Genomic DNA, 19218 nt, shown 5'->3' with positions numbered 1-19218 from the left:
CGTTTAGATGAAAATTTTGGTAATTCAGCAAAAGATGATAGGTGACGTTTTAACGTCATCTATCCTTTTTGAGGCTATTCGTAAAGTACACCCAGATGCAGAATTACATTACCTTATCAAACCACATACGTTTGCTGTGGTTCAAAACAATCCCAATATTGACCAAATTATTTTTGATCAAACAGACGCGAATGGAGATTCCATTTCCTTTTTAAAATTTGCTACTAGAATTCGAAATGAGAACTACGATTGGGTGTTTGATGTATATTCTAAGTTAGGCAGCGCCCTGCTAAGCTTATTAAGTGGAGCTCCACGCAGAGTGGGTCTCAAAAAATCCTATACAAAAATTGCCTACAATTGCTTAATCAAGCCTTCTTCTACAAATTCACATTCTATTCCAATGGCGTATTACAATAGATTAGAATTTTTGGAACCAATGGGCATAAATCCTGATTTCAGCTTAAAACCAAAAATTAATCTATCACCCAAAGAAAAAACTGTCATCCAGTCTCAATTATTAAAAGAAGGAATTGACCTTTCTCAAGGAAGGTATATTATGGTTAACTGTTTGGGTAGTGGTCCTGCAAAGACTTACCCTTTATCGTACATGGCAAGCTTACTGGACAAAATCGTAAGCGAAAATGCCAATTTAAAATTGTTTCTCAATTACATTCCCAGTCAGGAAGAGGAAGTAAAAAAGCTCAAATCCTATTGTCGCCCTGAAACTTTAGAACAGGTTATGGATTTTTATGCCAAAGACTTACGTAGTTTTATTACACTTACCTCATTTTGTGAAGCAGTAATGGGTAATGAAGGTGGTGCCATAAATATTGGTAAAGCATTAAACCTGAAAACCTATGCAATTTTCAGTCCGTCGATTAAAACAAGTTCCTGGGCTCATCAATCGAGTAAACGAGATGGTTATACTCATCTATCTCGCTACGCACCAGAACTTTTTGAAGGAAAGAAAACCAAAGAAATTAAAGAAAATACCCGAACGCTTTATCTAGAGTTTAAACCCGAATTGTTTGAGGACGAGTTACTTCAGTTTTTAAATTGAAGCCCAAAATATTGAGATAACGCATCCCACTGCTTCCGATTTCGGTCCTGGTCTACATTTTCCGATTTTAAGGAAATCTTTTGAGTCCCAATAATGGGTATTGCTCCTTTCACTTTTGGTAAAGCCTGCCTTACAGACCGACCTTCTTTCAAGGCTATCGCTTTAAACCATAAATCATCGGCCTTGGGAGCCAATTCTAAAAACAAGTCTTCATTCTGTACCTGCTCCGAAAAAACTCGGGGAGGATACAATACCCCTTCCGCACCAATAGGTAAAAATCGCTCGGGATTGCAAGCCGCATCAAGATTCCATCTTTTATAAGCCAATGCATTTCCAGCCTTATCTGTTTTAATGCAACGTATGCGGTGAGCTACAATCTGTTGTGGATTTTCTAAATGAGACTCATAAAGTGCATCAAGCCATCCTTGCCTGTAAATCACATCATCATCGCAGGTTACAACAGGCTTATCTGGAAAAGCTTCTAAACTATGAATCAGTTTTTTATGTGAGCAGTATAAATGCGAATCTCTGATCTCAAAAATACTGCCGGTGAGATTTTTCAAATTATCGGGAAGCTCCTTTCTATGTTCCTTGGTTATCCATAAAACAATTTTTTCGGGCTTTCTTTGCTGTCTCAAAACACTACGAATAACGATATCCAGCGTTTTAAAACGCGACGGTATTGCCGTTAAGGAAACTACTAATGGTAAACTATCGGCATCAGGCTCCTTCAATTTCTTTTTGGACAATGATTTTAAGTACAAACTAGAGCCAATTGAAACTGGTAATTCTTTGATCTTCATAGACTATTGTTCAATACCATAAGGCGTGAAAGTAAGCTTCTCCTCTCGGGTCTTTTTCCGAATATTAGCGTTTTTGCTTAAAGATTCGGGTGTTTTATAACCTCTTGGGTGATCAAGATGAAGACAAATGGCAGAATAACGTATTTGTTTTGACTTAATACCTGAGTTTATAAGGCGTTCTCCCAATTCCCGATCCTGACCGCCATATTGCATGCGTTCATCAAAACCGTTAACAGCAAGTATATCCTTTTTCCAGCCACTGCTGTTGTGACCATTCCAGGTTGCTTTAGTAGGAGTCAAATAGTTCAATAAACTCGCAAAAGAACCACTAGCCTTAAACTTGATATTTTTGAATTGGGATTTTAACCCCTGGGATTTTAACCATTTAATATCAAAACACCGTTGTTGTTCAATATCTTTTTGTGTGATTGCCTTTGAAATAGATATAGGTAATTTTGAGTAGCCGCCACTCAAGAAATAGCCTTCTTCTTTATACGCTAAATGTGTACTGATAAAATCGCTCTTCGGAATGCAATCGCCGTCGCTCATCAAGATATAATCTGACTTGCAGGCGAGAATAGCCTTATTGAGTATTCTGGACTTTTGAAAACCGTCATCTTCTTGCCAGACGTGTTGAATAGGAGCCGGAAACCAATTTTGAAATGCCTGAAGCGTGTCACGTGTTTCTGAATCTGAACCATCGTCTGCAACAACAATCTCAAAATCAAGGAAATCCTGAACGGCATAACCCCAAAGGGTTTTTTTTAACCATTCAACAGAATTGTAGGTACTTATAATTACAGAAATTGTAGGCATATTCAACTATAAAAGCAAAGTTACACTTAATTAATCAAAAAGTTTATAGATTTGGTTTCTTACAGTATATGGAAAAACTTACAGCCATAATCCCGGTTTTTAATGAGCAAGATACTATTGAGAGGGCTATTGTAAGTGTATTATTTGCAGATGAAATCTTAATTGTAGATTCGTTTAGTACAGATCGTACGTTATCAATTGCAGAGAGGTACGATGTCAAAATCATTCAACGAAATTATGAGTATTCTGCTTCTCAGAAGAACTGGGCTATTCCCCAAGCTTCAAATAACTGGATCTTAATCCTGGATGCAGATGAGGTTATAGGTTCTTCTTTAAGAGAAGAAATTCAATCTATTTTATATAACAAGTCGTCTAAGACTGGTTATTGGATTTACCGTAACAATCATTTTATGAACCAGACTATCAAATACTCTGGTTGGCAAAATGATAAGGTTGTACGCCTTTTTCAGCGGGATTTATGCAGGTATGAGGACAAAAGGGTTCACGCAGAAATAATTACTTCGGGCGAATTGGGCTTCCTTAACTCAAGGATTGATCATTTTACCTATAAGTCCTTAAACCATTACGTAGAAAAACTCAATCGATATGCTGCCTTACAGGCTATAGATTACGATAAGATTACAGGTAAAATCACAGCCTATCACTTGCTTTTAAAACCATTATGGCGTTTTTTGAAACATTTTATAATTCAAAAAGGCTATAGAGACGGAGTCGCCGGAACGGTGATTTGTTTTTTGCAGGCCTATGCTGTGGTCATGCGGTATGCTAATCTTTACCTCTTGAGAAAGAAAAACTAGTTTTTCCAGAATTTTAGTTTTTTCTTCAAAGCTCTTTTTTTTCTAAAGCGTTCCTGAAAATTCTGGGTTTCCTGCCACATGAATTTTTCAGTGTTTACGGGATCGTAATTCCCCAGGCGAGCATATTCTTTCGCCATAATGTGCACCATATGGCGATGCGGCGTAAGACGGTTAAAATTTTTCATACGCGTTTCAAAATCCATTGTTTTGAATTCCATTCTATTTAAATCAACCAGATAGAAATCATAATTCGCACCATTTTTTACAATCAGGGTATTACCGGGAGAATGGTCTAAAAAATGAATTCCTTTTTCGTGCATCTCAAAGGTAAATCGTGTAAAAGCTTTCAAAATTTCTTCCCATTCTGGATAATCGGGGTCTTGAACCAATGTTCTGTAGGTAAGATCTGCCTCTAAATGATTCGACACGTAATAACTTTTGCCAAAAAGTACTCCTCCATCCTGAATTGCATAAGCAATAGGATGTGGGGTACCAATCCCTCTGTTTAATAATTCCTGAGCAAAATCAAAAGAACGCTGGGCTTTTGATCTTCTCAAATATTTATAAGCAAACCGGTTAATTAAATTAGGTACACCAAATGCTTTGATGGCAACTGGCTTACCTTCGAGCTTAAAAATCTTGATTTGATTGCGCGATCCATCTGAAAGCATTTTGCCTTTTTTATCAAAATGAAGAATCAAGTCTTTTATTTTTAAAAGGCTATTTTTGGCGGAAGTATGAGTAGTAATTTTCATGCTTTAAAGTAGGTAGCAAAATTAAGTTTTAAATTTTCTTGAACTAACTCATGATATAACTATATCGCTATTTTAGCTTTAATACCCAAATACACCTGATCTTAAGTGTAATTTTAGCTCCAGAGAATCATAGGGTATTTAGATATCGCCAATAAAACAATTGAAACTAATTTGTAAGTCAAGAAGAACGATGCAAGTGTTTTTAGAATCTCATAATTTAAAAAACCCATATTCTGGTTTTGGGCAGTTTAACTATCACCTTGTTAAAGCCTTTGCAGAGTTGAATGACCCGGAAATACGTTTTACGCTGCACGCAAAAAAAACAGAGGCGTTCAAAAGAGAGTTCGGCGATACTTTTGATTACCGAAAATACCATTCACTCACCCGATATCCTATACTCCGCATTCGCAAAAAATACGACCTCTGGCATTCCTTAAATCAGAACACTAAAATTGAACCGCGTTTTGAGATTCCCTATGTACTTACTATTCACGATGTGCACTTTGCCGAAGGGCCTGACAGCAAAGATAAAACCGCTAGAATTAAACGCTTTGAAGCAAAACTTAAAAGAGCTGATGCTTTGGTTTACATTTCAAAATTTGCACGTAAGGCCACGCACCAATATTTTGAAACCTCAGATAAATCTGAGCATGTCATCTACAACGGAAACCCATTGCTTGATACCACTATTCCTGAAAATTTTGTAGTCTCAACAGTTCCCCAGAAACCCTACCTTTTTACCATTGGAGAATTCACTTCCCGAAAAAATTTTCATACATTAATTAATATGCTTAAGCATTTACCTGATTTTGAGCTGATCATTGCAGGAAACTCTGACCGCCCGTATACAGAAAAAATAAAGAAAACAATTGCAGAAAACAAACTAGAAAACCGAGTACATATCCCGGGTAAAATTTCAGAAACTGAAAAGAAATACCACCTAAAAAATTGTGCTGCATTTGTTTTTCCATCATTAAAAGAAGGTTTTGGGATTCCTGTGATCGAAGCCTTAAGCTATGGTACTGCGGTAATTACTTCGAACAACACCTCTCTTCCCGAAGTTGGCAGCACTTATGCTACTTATTGGGAACATTATGAGCCAAAATATATGGCTGAAAAAGTTTTAGAAGCAATGAACCGTTTCAACAACAAAGAGTTAGTTGAGAAGAGCATAACGCATGCTAACTCTTTTAGTTGGAAAAATACCGCAGAGCAATACCTCAACGTGTATAACAATATACTTCCATCTTTATGAAAGAGATTGCGGTAATCTTAATTAATTATAACACCTCTACATATACTTTGCAATGTGTTGAAAAAGTATTTGAAAAAACAAATTCAAAAATTTCAATTGAAGTAATTGTAGTTGACAATAATTCTGATAAAAAAGACTATATCAACCTCTGCAAAAATCTAAAAGACATAGAAAATGTTAAGTTGATAAAGAGTGAGGTCAATACCGGTTTTGGCGGCGGAAATAACTTGGGCTTTTCAAATTCTAATTCAAAATATGTTCTTTTCCTGAATAACGACGCTTTTTTAATGAATGATTGTATTGAAATTTGTCGTGACTTACTAGAAAAGAATATACATATAGGACTGTTGGGCGCACAAAATTATGATCAGCACAATAAACCTGTAAGATCATTTGATCACAATAAAGGGTTTCGTAAAATGATTTTTGGAAGAAGTTTTTTAACCTGGATGAATGCATTAGAATACCCCGATGTCAAAAAAGAGTATTTTGATCCTATAGCTGTAAATTGGATAAGTGGAGCCTTTATGTTTATGCGTTCTGAAGATTTTCGCAAAATTGGCTGCTTTGACTCAAACATCTTTTTATACTTCGAAGAAATGGATTTGGCCTTTCGCTTGAAAAAACTCTGTAAAGAAACTTTTTTGGTACCAAATGCTAAAATAATCCACATTCAAGGACAAAGTACCTCTAGAAATAAAAGACTTTCAGAGGAGGGCCTTATTTCTTTTCTTCACGTAGTGAGAAAGAATTATGGCTTCTTGAAAAACCTTTTATTCCGCTTTTATTTTATAATTACAATTACAATAAAACCAAAAAAATGGTGCTATTATAAAATTCTATTTTCAGTAAATCCCAAAAAGTATTCCCTGAGACCGTAATAAGTCTGAAAATAAAAAAATTATGCCTAAAAAAAAATACGATCAGCGCATTATTGATGAAGTCAATGAATCACTCACCATTCTCAAACGCGGCGGACTCCTGCTCTACCCTACCGATACCGTTTGGGGAATAGGTTGTGACGCCACCAATGCCGAGGCTGTAGATAAGGTTTACGAGCTAAAAAAACGTCCGGAAAGCAAGGCGTTAATCTGTCTGGTTAGCGACCTTAAAATGCTCAGACAATATGTAGAAGATATTCCGGAGGTGGCCTATAACATTTTAAAATATGCAGGCCAGCCCACCACAATTGTCTATGACAATCCCATTCGCATAGCAGAGAATTTGGTTGCCGAAGATAACACCCTGGGAATTCGCATCGTGCAGGATGAATTTTGCCAGGCCTTGATTCGTAAACTGGGCAAACCGCTGGTTTCTACCTCTGCAAACCTAAGTGGTGAACCCACCCCAATGCGCTATCCTGAAATAAGCTCTGCGGTTTTGGAAGGAGTGGACTATGTCGTAAATTTGCAGCGCAAACACAAATCGACCAAATCTTCGACCGTAATACGCCTAAGCAGCGATGGTCAGGTGAAGATTTTACGCAAATAGAAGTACATGGCCCTTTTAAAATTTCCGGAAGCTCTAGAGTTAAACATCTTTGAGGTAATTGCTCAGGCTTCGGAAGAGCTCAATCTGGAATCCTACGTTATTGGTGGTTACGTTCGCGATTTTCTGCTGAAACGCGGTGATGCCAAAGATATAGATATTGTCGCAGTAGGAAGTGGAATTGAGCTGGCACAAAAAGTGGCTTCCCTGCTTCCGCATAAACCCAAAGTTCAGGTATTTAAAACCTACGGAACCGCGATGTTGCGTGATGGAGATACCGAAATTGAATTTGTTGGTGCCCGTAAAGAATCCTATTCTGAAGACAGCCGTAATCCTACCGTAGAAAACGGAAGCCTTGAAGACGATCAAAACCGAAGGGATTTTACCATTAACGCTTTGGCACTAAGCTTAAATAAAGAAAGCTTCGGTAACCTGCTTGACCCGTTTAATGGAATTATTGACCTGGAGCGCGAAATCATCAGGACACCTTTAGATCCTGATATTACCTACAGCGACGATCCTCTGCGTATGATGCGCGCCATTCGTTTTGCTTCTCAGCTTAACTTTACTATCGAGCGCAAGTCACTGGAGGCCATAAGTGCAAACAACCAACGTATCGAAATCATCACCAATGAGCGCATTGTTGATGAGTTGCATAAAATTATGCTTAGCGATAAGCCTTCAACGGGCTTTTTGTTGCTAGAAAAAACCGGTTTGCTTCGGTACATCCTACCCGAACTCACGGCTTTAAAAGGTATTGAAGAAAAGGAAGGTCAAAAGCATAAAGACAACTTTTACCACACGCTTGAAGTCGTTGACAATATTTCTGAAAACACAGAGGATCTCTGGCTGCGTTGGGCCGCCTTGCTGCACGACATCGGTAAAGCCCCAACCAAGCGTTTTGATAAAAAAGTGGGCTGGACGTTTCACGGACACGAATTTGTAGGTTCAAAAATGGTCTTTAAACTGTTTAAGAGACTGAAAATGCCCCTGAACGAAAAAATGAAATTCGTTCAGAAGATGGTTTTGATGAGCTCGCGACCCATCGTAATTGCTGAAGATTTTGTGACCGATAGCGCGGTGCGACGTCTTATCTTTGATGCAGGAGAGTATCTGGAAGATTTAATGACGCTTTGCGAAGCAGACATCACCACAAAAAACCCAAAACGGTATAAGCGATACCATAATAATTTTAAAACCGTTCGTAATAAAATTGAAGAAGTTGAAGAGCGTGATCACGTGCGTAATTTTCAGCCGCCGGTAAGTGGTGAGGAAATTATGGAAACTTTTAATCTGAAGCCCTCCCGCGAAATTGGTATTATCAAAGAAGCGATTAAGGAAGCTATTTTAGAAGGAGAAATACCCAATGAATACGATGCAGCATACGCCTTTATGCTTGAAAAGGGTGCGGAGCTTGGTCTTATGGTTAATGGTTAGAAAATAACCAATAAAAAATAACAATAGTAATAACAATAAATCCAGTGTACAAAAAATCGATTTTCATCTCGCTTGTTCTCATTTACCTGGTAATTATTGCTGGCGCTGTGGTGCGTATGACCGGCAGCGGAATGGGTTGCCCCGACTGGCCAAAGTGTTTCGGCTACATCATTCCTCCTACTAATGAAGCCGAATTAATCTGGACTCCTGAAAAATCCTATAATAAAGGTCAGGTTATTATTGTTGATGAAACCCTGCGCGTCGCAAAAAATGATTTCACCACCGGTAACAAATTTAATCCTCAAAACTGGAGTGGTTACGACAAACACAGCTATGCCATTTTCAATCCCTGGCATACGTGGATTGAATATATAAACCGCCTCCTGGGAGCACTTGCCGGACTTTCATTTCTGGTAACTTTGGGCATGGCCATATTCAAAGAGCGCAAGTTCAAACGTATTTTTCTATCGCTTTTAGCCGTAGGACTCATCGGTTTTCAGGGATGGATTGGTGCCACCGTAGTTTACTCGGTACTCTCACCCGTTCGCATCACCATTCATATGGTAATTGCGCTGCTCATCGTTGCCCTGTTGATTTATATGCTTATTGAAGCGAGTCCATATAGCAAAAGCTTCAAGTTTGATAAGGCGTTTAAAAACGGGATGATTTTCGCTGTGATTTTAACACTGATTCAGATCGTTTTGGGTACACAGGTCAGGCAACACATTGATGAAACCATCGATGTGGTGGGCTATGAAGCTAAAGAACTTTGGCTCCAAAACCCGGTTGTTATCTTTTACATACACCGATCTTTTTCCATTTTGGTTTTACTGCTAAATGCATGGTTATTCATTCGCAACAAGCGCTTCATTTTGGGACATAAAAACCTAAAATGGGTTATACTCTTAATTCTGGCCGAGGTTTTTACCGGTGTGCTAATGAACTATTTTGAATTTCCATTTTTAACACAACCGCTACATCTGGTAATCGCCTCTATATTATTTGGTTTTCAGTTTTATATATTGCTCACAGCATTTAAAGAAAAAGAAGCGCTCTCAAGCACATCTTTACAGTAAATTGTATCTTTGTCGGCCTAAAAATTGAGACCATGATTTACCGTTTTCGAGTCATCTTAGACACTCAGGAAGATATTTTCAGAGATATTGAAATTGAACAAACTGCTACCTGTGAGGATTTTCACAACACCATAACCCAGAGTTTTGGGTTTGACGGCACCGAAATGGCATCCTTTTACATCAGTGACGACGAATGGCGCCAGGGAGAAGAAATCGCTCTTTTTGATATGAGCGAATCTGAAAATCCGCTTCGGGCGATGAGTGAAACCCTGTTGCAGGATGTATTTTCTGAAGATCAAACCCGTATGATTTACGTCTATGACTTCTTTAATCTGTGGACGTTTTTCGTAGAACTCGCAGAAATAACCGAAGCAAATGACGGACAGTCCTATCCTAATCTGATGTTTGCCCACGGGCAAATTCCTGCACAGGCCCCGGAAGCTGATTTTTCAGGTGATGAGGATGATTTTAATGATGATCCTTTTGCTGATGAGGACGATGATTATGACATCGAGGATTATGAAGGCCTTGACTTTGACGAAAACTGGAATTAAATAGATTTTAGACACCGGATCTAAGATTTAAGACTTAATCTTATATCTCCCGTCTCACATCTAAAATCTCAAATCTTACATCTAAACAATGATCAACTTATATTCGGCTCAGATTGAGTCTCTTTCCATACATCGCGTAGGTAATAAAAGTCGTTCTGAAGGCGCATTTCTGTCTAAAGAACGCTACCAGCTTAACGATGAGATTACCCCGCTTATCAAAGAGTTTTTCTTTAAGCCGTTCCGTGATAAAGAAGAAAACTACTATCAATTTGTTCACGAGAGCGATCTGGAGTTTCACGAGTTATCTAACCTTGTAAAATCTATTTTTGAGAATCCATCGCGCTCTCACGAGGTTTCTGTCGATATCGCAAAACTACTTTACGAGCAGTCTGAACATCCACACATCAAACCGGGTGAGGTTTATGTCGCGCATATTGAAAATGTGATGCTCGACAATGAAAAAGTGGATGCTGTTGGCGTTTTTAAATCGGAATTGAAACAGGATTTCCTGCAATTTAAGGAAGGCGAAAGCAACCTGAACATGCATTTGGAGCAGGGAGTAAGCCTGAACAAACTGGACAAAGGCTGCTTAATCTTCAATAAAAATGCTGAAGAAGGTTATAAAATTCTTTCCATCGATTCTAACCGTTACGACGCTAAATATTGGCTTGATAGTTTCCTGGGTGTTGATATTTTGGCCGATGAAAACTTTCACACCAAAAAGTATTTAAAATTCTGTCAGGACTTTGCTAAAGATGTGGTGTTACCGGCGGAAGACAAAAAAGAAGAAGTGATGTTTATGAACCGCGCGGTGAATCATTTCGCCAAAAATGACGAGTTTATTGAGCAAAACTTTATGAATGAGGTGATGGAAAACCCGGCGCTGATTCCAGAATTCAACAATTACAAGCTGGAGAAAGCTCCTAAATATAAAATTGAGGACCTCACCTCCTTCCCTATTTCAAACACAGCTGTTACCGCTGCGCGAAAGAAAATCAAAAGCGTGATCGAACTCGATACCAATATTCAGATAAAACTCGATTTTATCAATCCCGAAAGCGCTGAGAAATTTGTGGAAAAAGGCTGGGATGAAGAGCGCCAGATGTATTATTACCTGGTGTATTTCAATAAAGAGCGAAAATCTTAAAACTTAATACACACTCATTCTGAGTTATTTGTCAGTCTGAGCCTGTCGAAGACCATTCACAAAAAAACTTCGACAGGCTCAGTTTGACACTTTTTTATTCAAGTATTTTTGAGTTTTCAGCCCTTCAGGAGGTTTAAAATCAGAATAAACAAGCGGGCAAAAATAAAGGTTACCAGACCAAAAACAGTAGTCAGGAAAGCCACTTTCAATCCGCCGGCCATCATACCCTGAGACACATCTCCCATACTTTCAACTACATCAAAGGCTTCGATAAGGCCTATGACACTGCCCAAAATTCCCCAGCTTAGGATAAACAGACTGATGTTGCTGATTAAAACAATGGTTTGGGCTTTATCAGCTTTGCTCAACAATTGGCGCACAAACAGCGCGACAATCACGATAAATACAATAACGATTGGCCACATAAAAAACGGACCACCTTCCTGAATTCGGTCTAGTAACATACTTTGGTTTTTTTAAAGATTACCTTTCAAAACTAACCCGAATAAAGGTAGCCGATTTTTATTTGCGACGGCTAACTAGTTTTTATCGGGATTCAACACTATAGATGACCCGGTCAAAAACCCCGTAAAAACAGTCATTCGTCTCAAAACGCTTTGGGTTTCGGGCTTTTTTAGCATCTTGCAGCTATGGATTTGCTGAAGTTTAACCAGACTAAACTCTTTGCCTCGCATTTTTTATTGTGGGTAGGCGTCTGGTTTTTCTATGTGTATTTCTTTAGCTATAATACTACCAACACGCTTTACGTAACCTGGTTTTCAAGCATTCTATTACCTATAACGATGCTCACCACCTACACCACGGTTTATTACCTAATCCCAAGGTATTTGATGAATCGCAAATACTGGCTTTTTGGTTTGTACAGTACCTATGTTGTCATTTTCACTGCTTTTCTCACTACGGTGACGATGATAGGCAGCTTTATTTTTATCTCCAATCTACAGGTCGAAAATACGCCGGTGATGAGCCGCAATCTGGTGTTTATCCTGATACTGATCTATCTGGTTGTGGGTTTGGTAAGCTTTGTCTATATCCTCAATCACAATTTCAACACGCTTTCGCAAAATAAAAATCTGGAGAATAAAATCCTCGATGCGCAGCTGCATCTTAAAGATCAGGAACTGCACTACCTGAAAAAGCAAATCCATCCCCACTTTTTGTTTAATGCACTCAATACCATTTACGGTTTTGCTTTAAAACAATCCTTGCAAACCCCTGATATCATTCTAAAACTGTCAAATCTGCTCGATTACATCCTGTATCAGGTCACCGAGAAAGAAGTTTTTCTCAAACAGGAACTCGATCACATTGAAGAGTACATAAGTCTGGAGCAGATCCGTTTTCAGGATACGCTTGAGGTTACTATTGCTAAAAATGATTTTGACGAAAACATTCGGGTACCGCCCATGCTTTTTCTTCCGTTTGTGGAAAATGCGTTTAAACACGGGGCTATTGTAGACGGAAAACTTCAGATTCATATGAAATTTGAAGTTACCAAAACACAGTTATTCTTTAAGATTGAAAACACCACGCGAAATGAGGAAACCGAGATTGAAACAGCCAGGATCGGCCTTACAAACATCCGGAAGCGACTCGAATTGCTGTATCCCAATCACTATGATTTGCAGGTAAAAACGCCCAAAAACAGCTATGTGGTAACTTTAAAAATCAGCTTACATGACTGAAAAACTCCTGGCATTAATCGTTGACGACGAACCAGCCGCACGTGAAATTCTAAGAACACACCTGCAGCGCATTCCTGAAGTAGCGATACAGGGGGAATTTAAAAATGCCATCGACGCGCTCTCGTTTTTAAAAAATAACCCAGCAGATCTGGTTTTTCTTGACATCAATATGCCCGAAGTTACCGGTCTTTCGTTTGCCAAACTTGTTCAAAAAGAACTTCAGGTTATTTTCACCACCGCCCATCGGGAATATGCGGTTGAAGGCTTCGAATTGCAGGCCGTAGATTACCTGCTTAAACCCATTTCGTTTGAACGTTTGGTTCAGGCCGTTTACAAATGCACCGGCAGGCAATCTGAAAAACAAAGCCCGGAAAAGCCTTTAGTGCTTGATAAAACTGCAAATCCTTTTGTATTTGTGCGATCTGATCGTAAGATGATTAAGATTGATTTTGATGAAATTATCTATGTGGAAAGTCTCAGCGATTATATCAAAATCCATACGCAAACCGAAACGCACGTCACCCGTGAGACCATTTCCAATTTTGAGTCTAAATTACCTCCCGATCAGTTTTTACGCATTCACCGCTCTTTTATTATTTCGGCTTCAGCTATTAAAGCCTATACGGCAGAACACATCGAGATCGAAGGTGAGACCTTGCCCATAAGCCGCAGTTACCGCGACACGGTGGTTCAATTTTTAGCCAAATACGACTAAACCACTCTGCACTAAAAGTGCAGAGGTTTATTTTACTGGGGACTGAAAGTCCCCTTTCTTATTCCAATATAAAATTGGAATTATCAGTACCATCGCGACGATGATGTTCTAAATAGTCATTGACCATCTTGTCGGTCACATGGCCTGTGCTCCATACTCCATAACCACTCGCCCAAAAATGTTGATCCCAGTAACGCTCCTTAAGCTTTGGAAACTCTTGTTGCAACTTGCGAGAAGACCTCCCCTTTAGTTGCTTTACAATATAGCTAACATTGGTCTTAGGGGCATATTCTATATGCATATGGACGTGATCGGAACTAACTACTCCTTTCATTATCTCTATCCCCTCTGCTTCACAAATTTGTATCAAAAGCTCTCGACAACGAATCTGAACATCTCCACGTAAAACTTTATATCGGTACTTGGTAACCCAAACAATATGACAGGTCAACCTGCTCACAGTATGAGAGCCTCTTCTTAAAGTATTGCTCATAGTGCCAAATTATAGATTTTTTCGCAATACTAAAGTTCTGCAATAAATTGCAGGGTTTTAAACCCTTACCTGAGACCAATAAATAATAAACCTCACAGGTCTTGGAGACCTGTGAGGTTTAGAAAACGACTTAAAAGCTTTGGTCTTAAATTAAGCCAATTCCTTAATCTGCTCCTGATAGGTTTTAATACGGTCGCGCAATTTAGCTGCTTCCATAAAATCCAGTTCTTTGGCTGCTGCTTCCATTTTTTTACGGGTGTCGCGTATGAGTTTTTCCAGATTGGGTTTGCTCATATAAGCTGTGTCCGGTTCGGCAGCCACATTGGTAAGTTCTTCGGCCTCAAACTTGAATTTCTCTTTCTTGGCCAAAGCGCTTTCCAGTGATTTTTTGATTGCCACAGGTTTCAGTCCGTGTTTCTCGTTGTATGCGATTTGTTTCTGCCTTCTATACTCAGAATCGTCAATGGTTTCCTGCATACTCTTCGTAATCTTGTCGGCATACATTATGGCAAGACCGTTGATATTTCGCGCAGCGCGACCAATGGTCTGCGTCAGCGAACGGTTACTTCTCAGAAATCCTTCCTTATCGGCATCTAAAATAGCTACAAGGGAAACTTCCGGTAAATCCAGACCTTCCCGCAGGAGGTTAACACCTACCAACACGTCAAATATACCTTTCCGCAGGTCAGACATAATTTCCACACGCTCCAGAGTGTCTACATCAGAGTGAATATATCGGGTTCTGATATCTACACGAGTCAGGTATTTCGTTAATTCTTCCGCCATACGCTTGGTTAAGGTAGTAACCAGCGTACGCTCGTCTTTATCCACCCGCTTCTGGATTTCTTCAATCAAATCATCTATCTGATTCAGACTGGGGCGAACCTCTACGATTGGATCCAGCAATCCTGTAGGACGTATGATCTGCTCCACGTAGGTTCCTTCAGACTTTTGCAACTCATAATCCGCAGGTGTTGCACTCACATAAATCACCTGATTTTGCAAAGCCTCAAATTCTTCAAATTTTAACGGCCGGTTATCCATCGCCGCAGGCAGTCTGAATCCGTATTCCACCAGGTTTTCCTTACGGCTTCGGTCACCCCCATACATCGCGCTCACCTGAGACACGGTTACGTGACTTTCGTCCACGACCATCAAATAGTCATCGGGGAAATAATCAAGCAGGCAGAACGGCCTGGTGCCGGGTTCCCTTCCGTCCAGATAGCGCGAGTAATTCTCAATCCCGCTGCAATAACCCAATTCGCGTATCATTTCCAGATCAAAGTTGGTGCGTTCCTCAAGTCTTTTGGCCTCCAAATGCTTCCCAATTTCCTTGAAATACTCCACCTGCTTTACCATATCAAAACCGATCTGATCAATCGCATTCTGCAATCTGTCAGGACTTGTCACAAACATATTGGCCGGGTAAATATTGAGGCGGTCGTATTTCTCTAAAATCTCGTTGGTTGTGACATCAAAAGCTTCAATATCTTCGATCTCATCACCAAAGAAATGTACGCGAAACGCGTGATCATCATATCCCGGAAAAATATCAACCGTATCTCCTTTTATGCGGAAATTTCCCCGATTGAATTCGCCGGTAGTACGGCTGTAGAGACTTTGTACGAGACGCTTAAGCAACATCGTACGCGAAATCACCATATCCTTTTCGATAGAAATCACGTTTTTCTGAAATTCCACCGGGTTTCCGATACCATACAAACAGGAAACGGAAGCCACTACGATAATATCGCGACGGCCGCTCAAAAGCGAGGAAGTGGTACTCAAACGCAGTTTTTCGATCTCTTCATTGATCGAAAGATCTTTTTCTATATACGTTCCTGAAGTGGGGATATAGGCTTCCGGCTGATAATAATCGTAATAGGAAACGAAATACTCCACCGCATTGTTCGGAAAAAAAGCCTTGAACTCACTGTATAATTGGGCAGCAAGCGTTTTGTTATGAGCCAGTACCAAAGTGGGTTTCTGCACTTCCTGCAAAACGTTGGCAACGGTAAAAGTCTTACCGCTACCGGTAACTCCCAAAAGCGTTTGATAACGTTCGCCGGAATCAATGCCCTGCACCAGTTGTTTGATGGCAGAAGGCTGATCGCCGGTAGGTTTAAATTCGGATTGTATATTGAATTTCAAGATGCTGAATTTTTAAAAATTAGTAAGCCGCAGGGCGAAAACCTTACATAAAGCCTGAAAAAACATAGTATTTTACAAGCCGTTTAAAATTACGCACTTTAGCTTTTTAAAGCCGAAAAGAAATACTAAAAGATGATGTAGCGATTATCGCTTCAGGGTAAAATGCGATTTGAATTCCCGGCCATCCTCAAGCAGAATCCGAAACCAGTAGTCATCTGCCGGAAGATTCTCACCGCCAAATGTACCATCCCATCCGGAAGAGGTTGGGTCCAGTTCTTTTAGCAGTTTTCCAAAGCGGTTAAAAACGCGCACCGAAGTTCCCGGCTGCACGAGATCGCTAATTCCCTTTACATTCCAGTAATCGTGGTAACCGTCTCCATTCGGAGTAAAAAACTTGGGAAAACCAATAATGCTGAATTCCTGCTCCACGATGCCACAGCCCTCTTTAGACCGAATGTAGACCGTATGAAAACCGGGCTGTAATCCTTCAAAAGTACCGTCCTCCTGATAAGGCCCGAGCGGATCATCCAGAGCTAGTTCGTACTCCCCATTCCCCGAGAAAGAGATAATGGCAATATTGTTTTCGGTAGCATCAGTCACCTCTATATTATCAATGGTAGCGAGTTCTTTTTCTTCAATTAAGAAGCTTTCCTCGCGAAAACATCCTGTAGCCAGATTGGTCACGCGCAGCGTATGCTCACCGGTTAAATTCGTTGACAACTCCGGTGTGGTCTGCCCTTCCGGCATCCATTCGTAGCTGTAATTCTGTGAGGGGTCCAGTTCAGAATAATCAGGACTAAAGGTTTGCAATGCCGGAAAATTTGTAGCGCAGTAAAACTGACTTTGTGGAAGGCTGAATTGAGGTCTGGCCAATACCCGAAGATTGACCGGACTAATAGCAAAACAGGCATTGTTATTCTCTACACGGGCGAAAATTTCCTGCTCGTAAGCCTGTATATTGCTGTATAGATCAGGAAGAAGCTCGTCCTCATCTTCGAGGAGTGCTCCACGCTCTGATAAATAGTAGTTGACATCTAAGGTTCCACTACTCGTACCCAAAACCTGATCATCAGCCAGACTTAAATCAAACTCAGCAAAACCGGTATCTCCCAAATCACACTGCTCAATTGAGGCACTCGAAGCCTGAGTAGAGCTTACTTCCAAAGTAAAGGAATTTACAGTTGCACAACCCGCCGGACTAAAAATGCGCGCCCATAATACTTCAGTTGGGGAAGTATTCTCGTAGCCAAAAGGGTCAATGGGGTTAAGGTCATTTGTCGCATCACTCTGCGTATAGTGATAGGTAACATCAAATCCTTCAAGACCGTCTGTAAGTTGATCACGAGCCTGATCTAAATTGAAAATACTCAAACCATCAGCGGTTTCAGAATCCTCACACTGCACAAGCCTAACATTAGGCACAGCACGCTGGTACGGGTAATAGGTTACTTCAGCTATACCTACTTTTTCGCAGCTGCCGTCATTTAAATCCAATACAAACTTATAGGTTTCTGTATAAGGTAAGGTGACACCAGCCGGTTGGCGTATGGTTAATCGAAAATCAGTAGCGTTGCGCAATTCATTATCGTTACGATACCAGGAATAACTCGCCCCCATAACAGGCTGATATTGCAGCGTATAGGTATCCCCGTCACAAAGTGGAAGCTGCCGGGAACTGATATCATTTTGGATAATGTCAAGTTCATTAAATAAAGACTGATTAAATGGTGGTAATCCCTGGTGACTCACTCCTGTTTCCAAAAAAATCGCACGATCTCTGTAAATAGCTGCGGTACCGGCCTCGTTGGGAGCATCAATAACTCCTAAATACGAGGAACCATCCTGATATCCCCTGCTCAGGGTACGGTAAATTTTACCATCCGGAGCAAGTTGCAAACTACCTCTAAACAGATTTTGCTGATCAAGCAATACCTGGCTTGCACTGATATCAGTGGCCTGAGTGTCATATTGAATTAAAGAAGAAAAATGACTTTGAGGTGGTTCACTGGGGTTTTCATTATTTGAACTGTGGCAGTATAGATAGCGGTTGTTAGGCGAAAATTCGATCCCATAGGCTGCATAGTTAAACCCATCTATGACCAGTCTTCTCGAGTTCGAAACCCTTCCGGTTAGCGAATTGAAATCAGCCAGATAAAGACCTTCCCCATTATTGGCACAGGCAAGTTTGGTTCCGTCTGGTGAGAACTTTAAGTTTCCTCTGGGGTCTCCCACCGAAAATCCGGCAGCAGATCGAACCGGAGTGGTTTGGAGTCCGTTTTGACTTAACTCATAAGCATAAAATGTGTCTAAAAGTCCTAGGTTTCCGTTAGAAGAAGAAAGCATAACAATCCATACGCTATTGTCTGTACAACTCTTGATTACAGCGCTTAACTTTTCGGCACCATAAGCTAGAAGATTGACATTTTTTCGTATGACTATACCCTGGGGATCCTGATTGAAATCAACTACCGAATAATTTATACCTTCGTTTACCTCTCCCTCCTGAGTGACAGTATCTACTGTAAAAATGTAATAAATCCCGGGAGTATCGGGCTGGGAAATGATAATGGCAGATTGTGTACTCGAAGGATCTCCCAACAAGCCATTGCCGTTAGGCATGATACTGTGATCGGCTCGGTAAACCGTAATACCATCGGTATAAAAAAGCAGATTTCCGTTTTCACTAGAAATACTGGCACATCCTTCTAAAGTATAAAGACTACCATCAGTAAGCGGTCTGGGACTACCGGTGCTGAAGTTTAAACCTGCTCCATAACCAAAATACCAGTTATTGGCTTGTCCCTGAGAAAATACATTTCCGCACGCAAATAGGATACAGACGCCTAATAAGGTAAACCACGACGGTAATCTTCTCAATTTCAAGTTTTACAATTTTCAGGTAAGTTACGTTTTAAGTATCAAAACCTAAAAACCTCTGGATGAA

The 19218-nt window shown here is 40.1% G+C and carries 18 protein-coding genes; 11 read left to right on the top strand and 7 right to left on the bottom strand.

Annotated elements, in window-relative coordinates; genetic code table 11:
• Positions 1–7: 7 nt before the first annotated feature.
• Positions 8–1060 carry a glycosyltransferase family 9 protein gene (locus tag ACSSS3_RS14445; RefSeq protein ID WP_442845226.1) on the top strand — a complete coding sequence of 351 codons (1053 nt, stop codon included), beginning with the start codon at positions 8–10 and terminating at the stop codon, positions 1058–1060.
• On the opposite strand, the gene ACSSS3_RS14440 is transcribed toward ACSSS3_RS14445, so the two are convergent.
• Together ACSSS3_RS14440 and ACSSS3_RS14435 are read right to left on the bottom strand one after the other, a co-directional pair.
• Positions 1045–1863 (bottom strand): glycosyl transferase, encoded by an 819-nt coding sequence (locus ACSSS3_RS14440; protein ID WP_442845225.1) that lies wholly within the window; start codon positions 1861–1863, stop codon positions 1045–1047. The genes ACSSS3_RS14445 and ACSSS3_RS14440 overlap by 16 nt on opposite strands.
• A gap of 3 nt (positions 1864–1866) precedes the next feature.
• Complete coding sequence (locus ACSSS3_RS14435; RefSeq protein WP_442845224.1) at positions 1867–2679, bottom strand: glycosyltransferase family 2 protein; 813 nt, start codon at positions 2677–2679, stop codon at positions 1867–1869.
• A gap of 68 nt (positions 2680–2747) precedes the next feature.
• Between ACSSS3_RS14435 and ACSSS3_RS14430 the strand changes: the two genes are divergently transcribed.
• Positions 2748–3497, top strand: a complete 750-nt coding sequence (locus tag ACSSS3_RS14430) for a glycosyltransferase family 2 protein (protein WP_442845223.1) — start codon at positions 2748–2750, stop codon at positions 3495–3497.
• Here the strand turns inward: ACSSS3_RS14430 and ACSSS3_RS14425 are convergent.
• On the bottom strand, positions 3494–4252 hold the full coding sequence (locus ACSSS3_RS14425) for a lipopolysaccharide kinase InaA family protein (RefSeq protein ID WP_442845222.1): 759 nt from the start codon (positions 4250–4252) through the stop codon (positions 3494–3496). The two genes, ACSSS3_RS14430 and ACSSS3_RS14425, sit on opposite strands and share 4 nt — an antisense overlap.
• A 190-nt stretch (positions 4253–4442) precedes the next feature.
• On the opposite strand from ACSSS3_RS14425, the gene ACSSS3_RS14420 reads away from it, so the two are divergent.
• The 7 genes from ACSSS3_RS14420 to ACSSS3_RS14390 all read left to right on the top strand — a co-directional run bounded on the left by ACSSS3_RS14420 (position 4443) and on the right by ACSSS3_RS14390 (position 11209).
• Positions 4443–5507: a glycosyltransferase family 4 protein gene (locus ACSSS3_RS14420; RefSeq protein ID WP_442845221.1), complete on the top strand. Its 1065-nt coding sequence runs from the start codon at positions 4443–4445 to the stop codon at positions 5505–5507.
• Positions 5504–6388 (top strand): glycosyltransferase, encoded by an 885-nt coding sequence (locus ACSSS3_RS14415; RefSeq protein ID WP_442845220.1) that lies wholly within the window; start codon positions 5504–5506, stop codon positions 6386–6388. The genes ACSSS3_RS14420 and ACSSS3_RS14415 overlap by 4 nt, the downstream gene beginning before the upstream one ends.
• Positions 6389–6410: 22 nt before the next feature.
• Positions 6411–6998 (top strand): L-threonylcarbamoyladenylate synthase, encoded by a 588-nt coding sequence (locus ACSSS3_RS14410; protein WP_442845219.1) that lies wholly within the window; start codon positions 6411–6413, stop codon positions 6996–6998.
• 6 nt (positions 6999–7004) lie between these two features.
• Positions 7005–8432: a CCA tRNA nucleotidyltransferase gene (locus tag ACSSS3_RS14405; protein ID WP_442845218.1), complete on the top strand. Its 1428-nt coding sequence runs from the start codon at positions 7005–7007 to the stop codon at positions 8430–8432.
• A gap of 44 nt (positions 8433–8476) precedes the next feature.
• Positions 8477–9508, top strand: coding sequence for a COX15/CtaA family protein (locus tag ACSSS3_RS14400; protein WP_442845217.1), 1032 nt, complete (start codon positions 8477–8479; stop codon positions 9506–9508).
• 32 nt (positions 9509–9540) lie between these two features.
• On the top strand, positions 9541–10062 hold the full coding sequence (locus ACSSS3_RS14395; RefSeq protein WP_442845216.1) for an IS1096 element passenger TnpR family protein: 522 nt from the start codon (positions 9541–9543) through the stop codon (positions 10060–10062).
• A gap of 88 nt (positions 10063–10150) precedes the next feature.
• Positions 10151–11209, top strand: coding sequence for a nucleoid-associated protein (locus tag ACSSS3_RS14390; RefSeq protein WP_442845215.1), 1059 nt, complete (start codon positions 10151–10153; stop codon positions 11207–11209).
• A gap of 116 nt (positions 11210–11325) precedes the next feature.
• Here ACSSS3_RS14390 and ACSSS3_RS14385 read toward each other — a convergent pair whose 3' ends face one another.
• Positions 11326–11673 carry a MotA/TolQ/ExbB proton channel family protein gene (locus ACSSS3_RS14385; RefSeq protein ID WP_442845214.1) on the bottom strand — a complete coding sequence of 116 codons (348 nt, stop codon included), beginning with the start codon at positions 11671–11673 and terminating at the stop codon, positions 11326–11328.
• Between the two features lie 186 nt (positions 11674–11859).
• On the opposite strand from ACSSS3_RS14385, the gene ACSSS3_RS14380 reads away from it, so the two are divergent.
• Positions 11860–12915, top strand: a complete 1056-nt coding sequence (locus ACSSS3_RS14380; RefSeq protein ID WP_442845213.1) for a sensor histidine kinase — start codon at positions 11860–11862, stop codon at positions 12913–12915.
• Entirely contained in the window at positions 12908–13630 is a 723-nt protein-coding gene (locus ACSSS3_RS14375) for a LytR/AlgR family response regulator transcription factor (protein ID WP_442845212.1), read from the top strand. Before ACSSS3_RS14380 ends, ACSSS3_RS14375 begins: the two co-directional genes overlap by 8 nt.
• A gap of 58 nt (positions 13631–13688) precedes the next feature.
• On the opposite strand, the gene tnpA is transcribed toward ACSSS3_RS14375, so the two are convergent.
• The 3 genes from tnpA to ACSSS3_RS14360 all read right to left on the bottom strand — a co-directional run bounded on the left by tnpA (position 13689) and on the right by ACSSS3_RS14360 (position 19151).
• Positions 13689–14123: an IS200/IS605 family transposase gene (gene tnpA / locus ACSSS3_RS14370; protein ID WP_442845211.1), complete on the bottom strand. Its 435-nt coding sequence runs from the start codon at positions 14121–14123 to the stop codon at positions 13689–13691.
• 150 nt (positions 14124–14273) lie between these two features.
• Positions 14274–16274: an excinuclease ABC subunit UvrB gene (gene uvrB / locus ACSSS3_RS14365; protein WP_442845210.1), complete on the bottom strand. Its 2001-nt coding sequence runs from the start codon at positions 16272–16274 to the stop codon at positions 14274–14276.
• A 144-nt stretch (positions 16275–16418) separates the two neighbouring features.
• Positions 16419–19151, bottom strand: coding sequence for a T9SS type B sorting domain-containing protein (locus ACSSS3_RS14360; protein ID WP_442845209.1), 2733 nt, complete (start codon positions 19149–19151; stop codon positions 16419–16421).
• Between the last annotated feature and the right edge of the window lie 67 nt (positions 19152–19218).

The sequence above is a fragment of the Leeuwenhoekiella sp. H156 genome (assembly GCF_052218455.1).
In the GTDB taxonomy this organism is placed as follows: Bacteria; Bacteroidota; Bacteroidia; order Flavobacteriales; family Flavobacteriaceae; genus Leeuwenhoekiella; species Leeuwenhoekiella parthenopeia.
Note: the sequence above shows the minus strand (reverse complement) of the source record. Positions and strands in the feature narration are given on the sequence as shown.

Coding starts and splice junctions, on each gene's coding strand:
- ACSSS3_RS14445 (WP_442845226.1), top strand. CDS start 8: ATGAAAATTTTGGTAATTCAGCAAAAGATGATAGGTGACGTTTTAACG.
- ACSSS3_RS14440 (WP_442845225.1), bottom strand. CDS start 1,863: ATGAAGATCAAAGAATTACCAGTTTCAATTGGCTCTAGTTTGTACTTA.
- ACSSS3_RS14435 (WP_442845224.1), bottom strand. CDS start 2,679: ATGCCTACAATTTCTGTAATTATAAGTACCTACAATTCTGTTGAATGG.
- ACSSS3_RS14430 (WP_442845223.1), top strand. CDS start 2,748: ATGGAAAAACTTACAGCCATAATCCCGGTTTTTAATGAGCAAGATACT.
- ACSSS3_RS14425 (WP_442845222.1), bottom strand. CDS start 4,252: ATGAAAATTACTACTCATACTTCCGCCAAAAATAGCCTTTTAAAAATA.
- ACSSS3_RS14420 (WP_442845221.1), top strand. CDS start 4,443: ATGCAAGTGTTTTTAGAATCTCATAATTTAAAAAACCCATATTCTGGT.
- ACSSS3_RS14415 (WP_442845220.1), top strand. CDS start 5,504: ATGAAAGAGATTGCGGTAATCTTAATTAATTATAACACCTCTACATAT.
- ACSSS3_RS14410 (WP_442845219.1), top strand. CDS start 6,411: ATGCCTAAAAAAAAATACGATCAGCGCATTATTGATGAAGTCAATGAA.
- ACSSS3_RS14405 (WP_442845218.1), top strand. CDS start 7,005: ATGGCCCTTTTAAAATTTCCGGAAGCTCTAGAGTTAAACATCTTTGAG.
- ACSSS3_RS14395 (WP_442845216.1), top strand. CDS start 9,541: ATGATTTACCGTTTTCGAGTCATCTTAGACACTCAGGAAGATATTTTC.
- ACSSS3_RS14390 (WP_442845215.1), top strand. CDS start 10,151: ATGATCAACTTATATTCGGCTCAGATTGAGTCTCTTTCCATACATCGC.
- ACSSS3_RS14385 (WP_442845214.1), bottom strand. CDS start 11,673: ATGTTACTAGACCGAATTCAGGAAGGTGGTCCGTTTTTTATGTGGCCA.
- ACSSS3_RS14380 (WP_442845213.1), top strand. CDS start 11,860: ATGGATTTGCTGAAGTTTAACCAGACTAAACTCTTTGCCTCGCATTTT.
- ACSSS3_RS14375 (WP_442845212.1), top strand. CDS start 12,908: ATGACTGAAAAACTCCTGGCATTAATCGTTGACGACGAACCAGCCGCA.
- tnpA (WP_442845211.1), bottom strand. CDS start 14,123: ATGAGCAATACTTTAAGAAGAGGCTCTCATACTGTGAGCAGGTTGACC.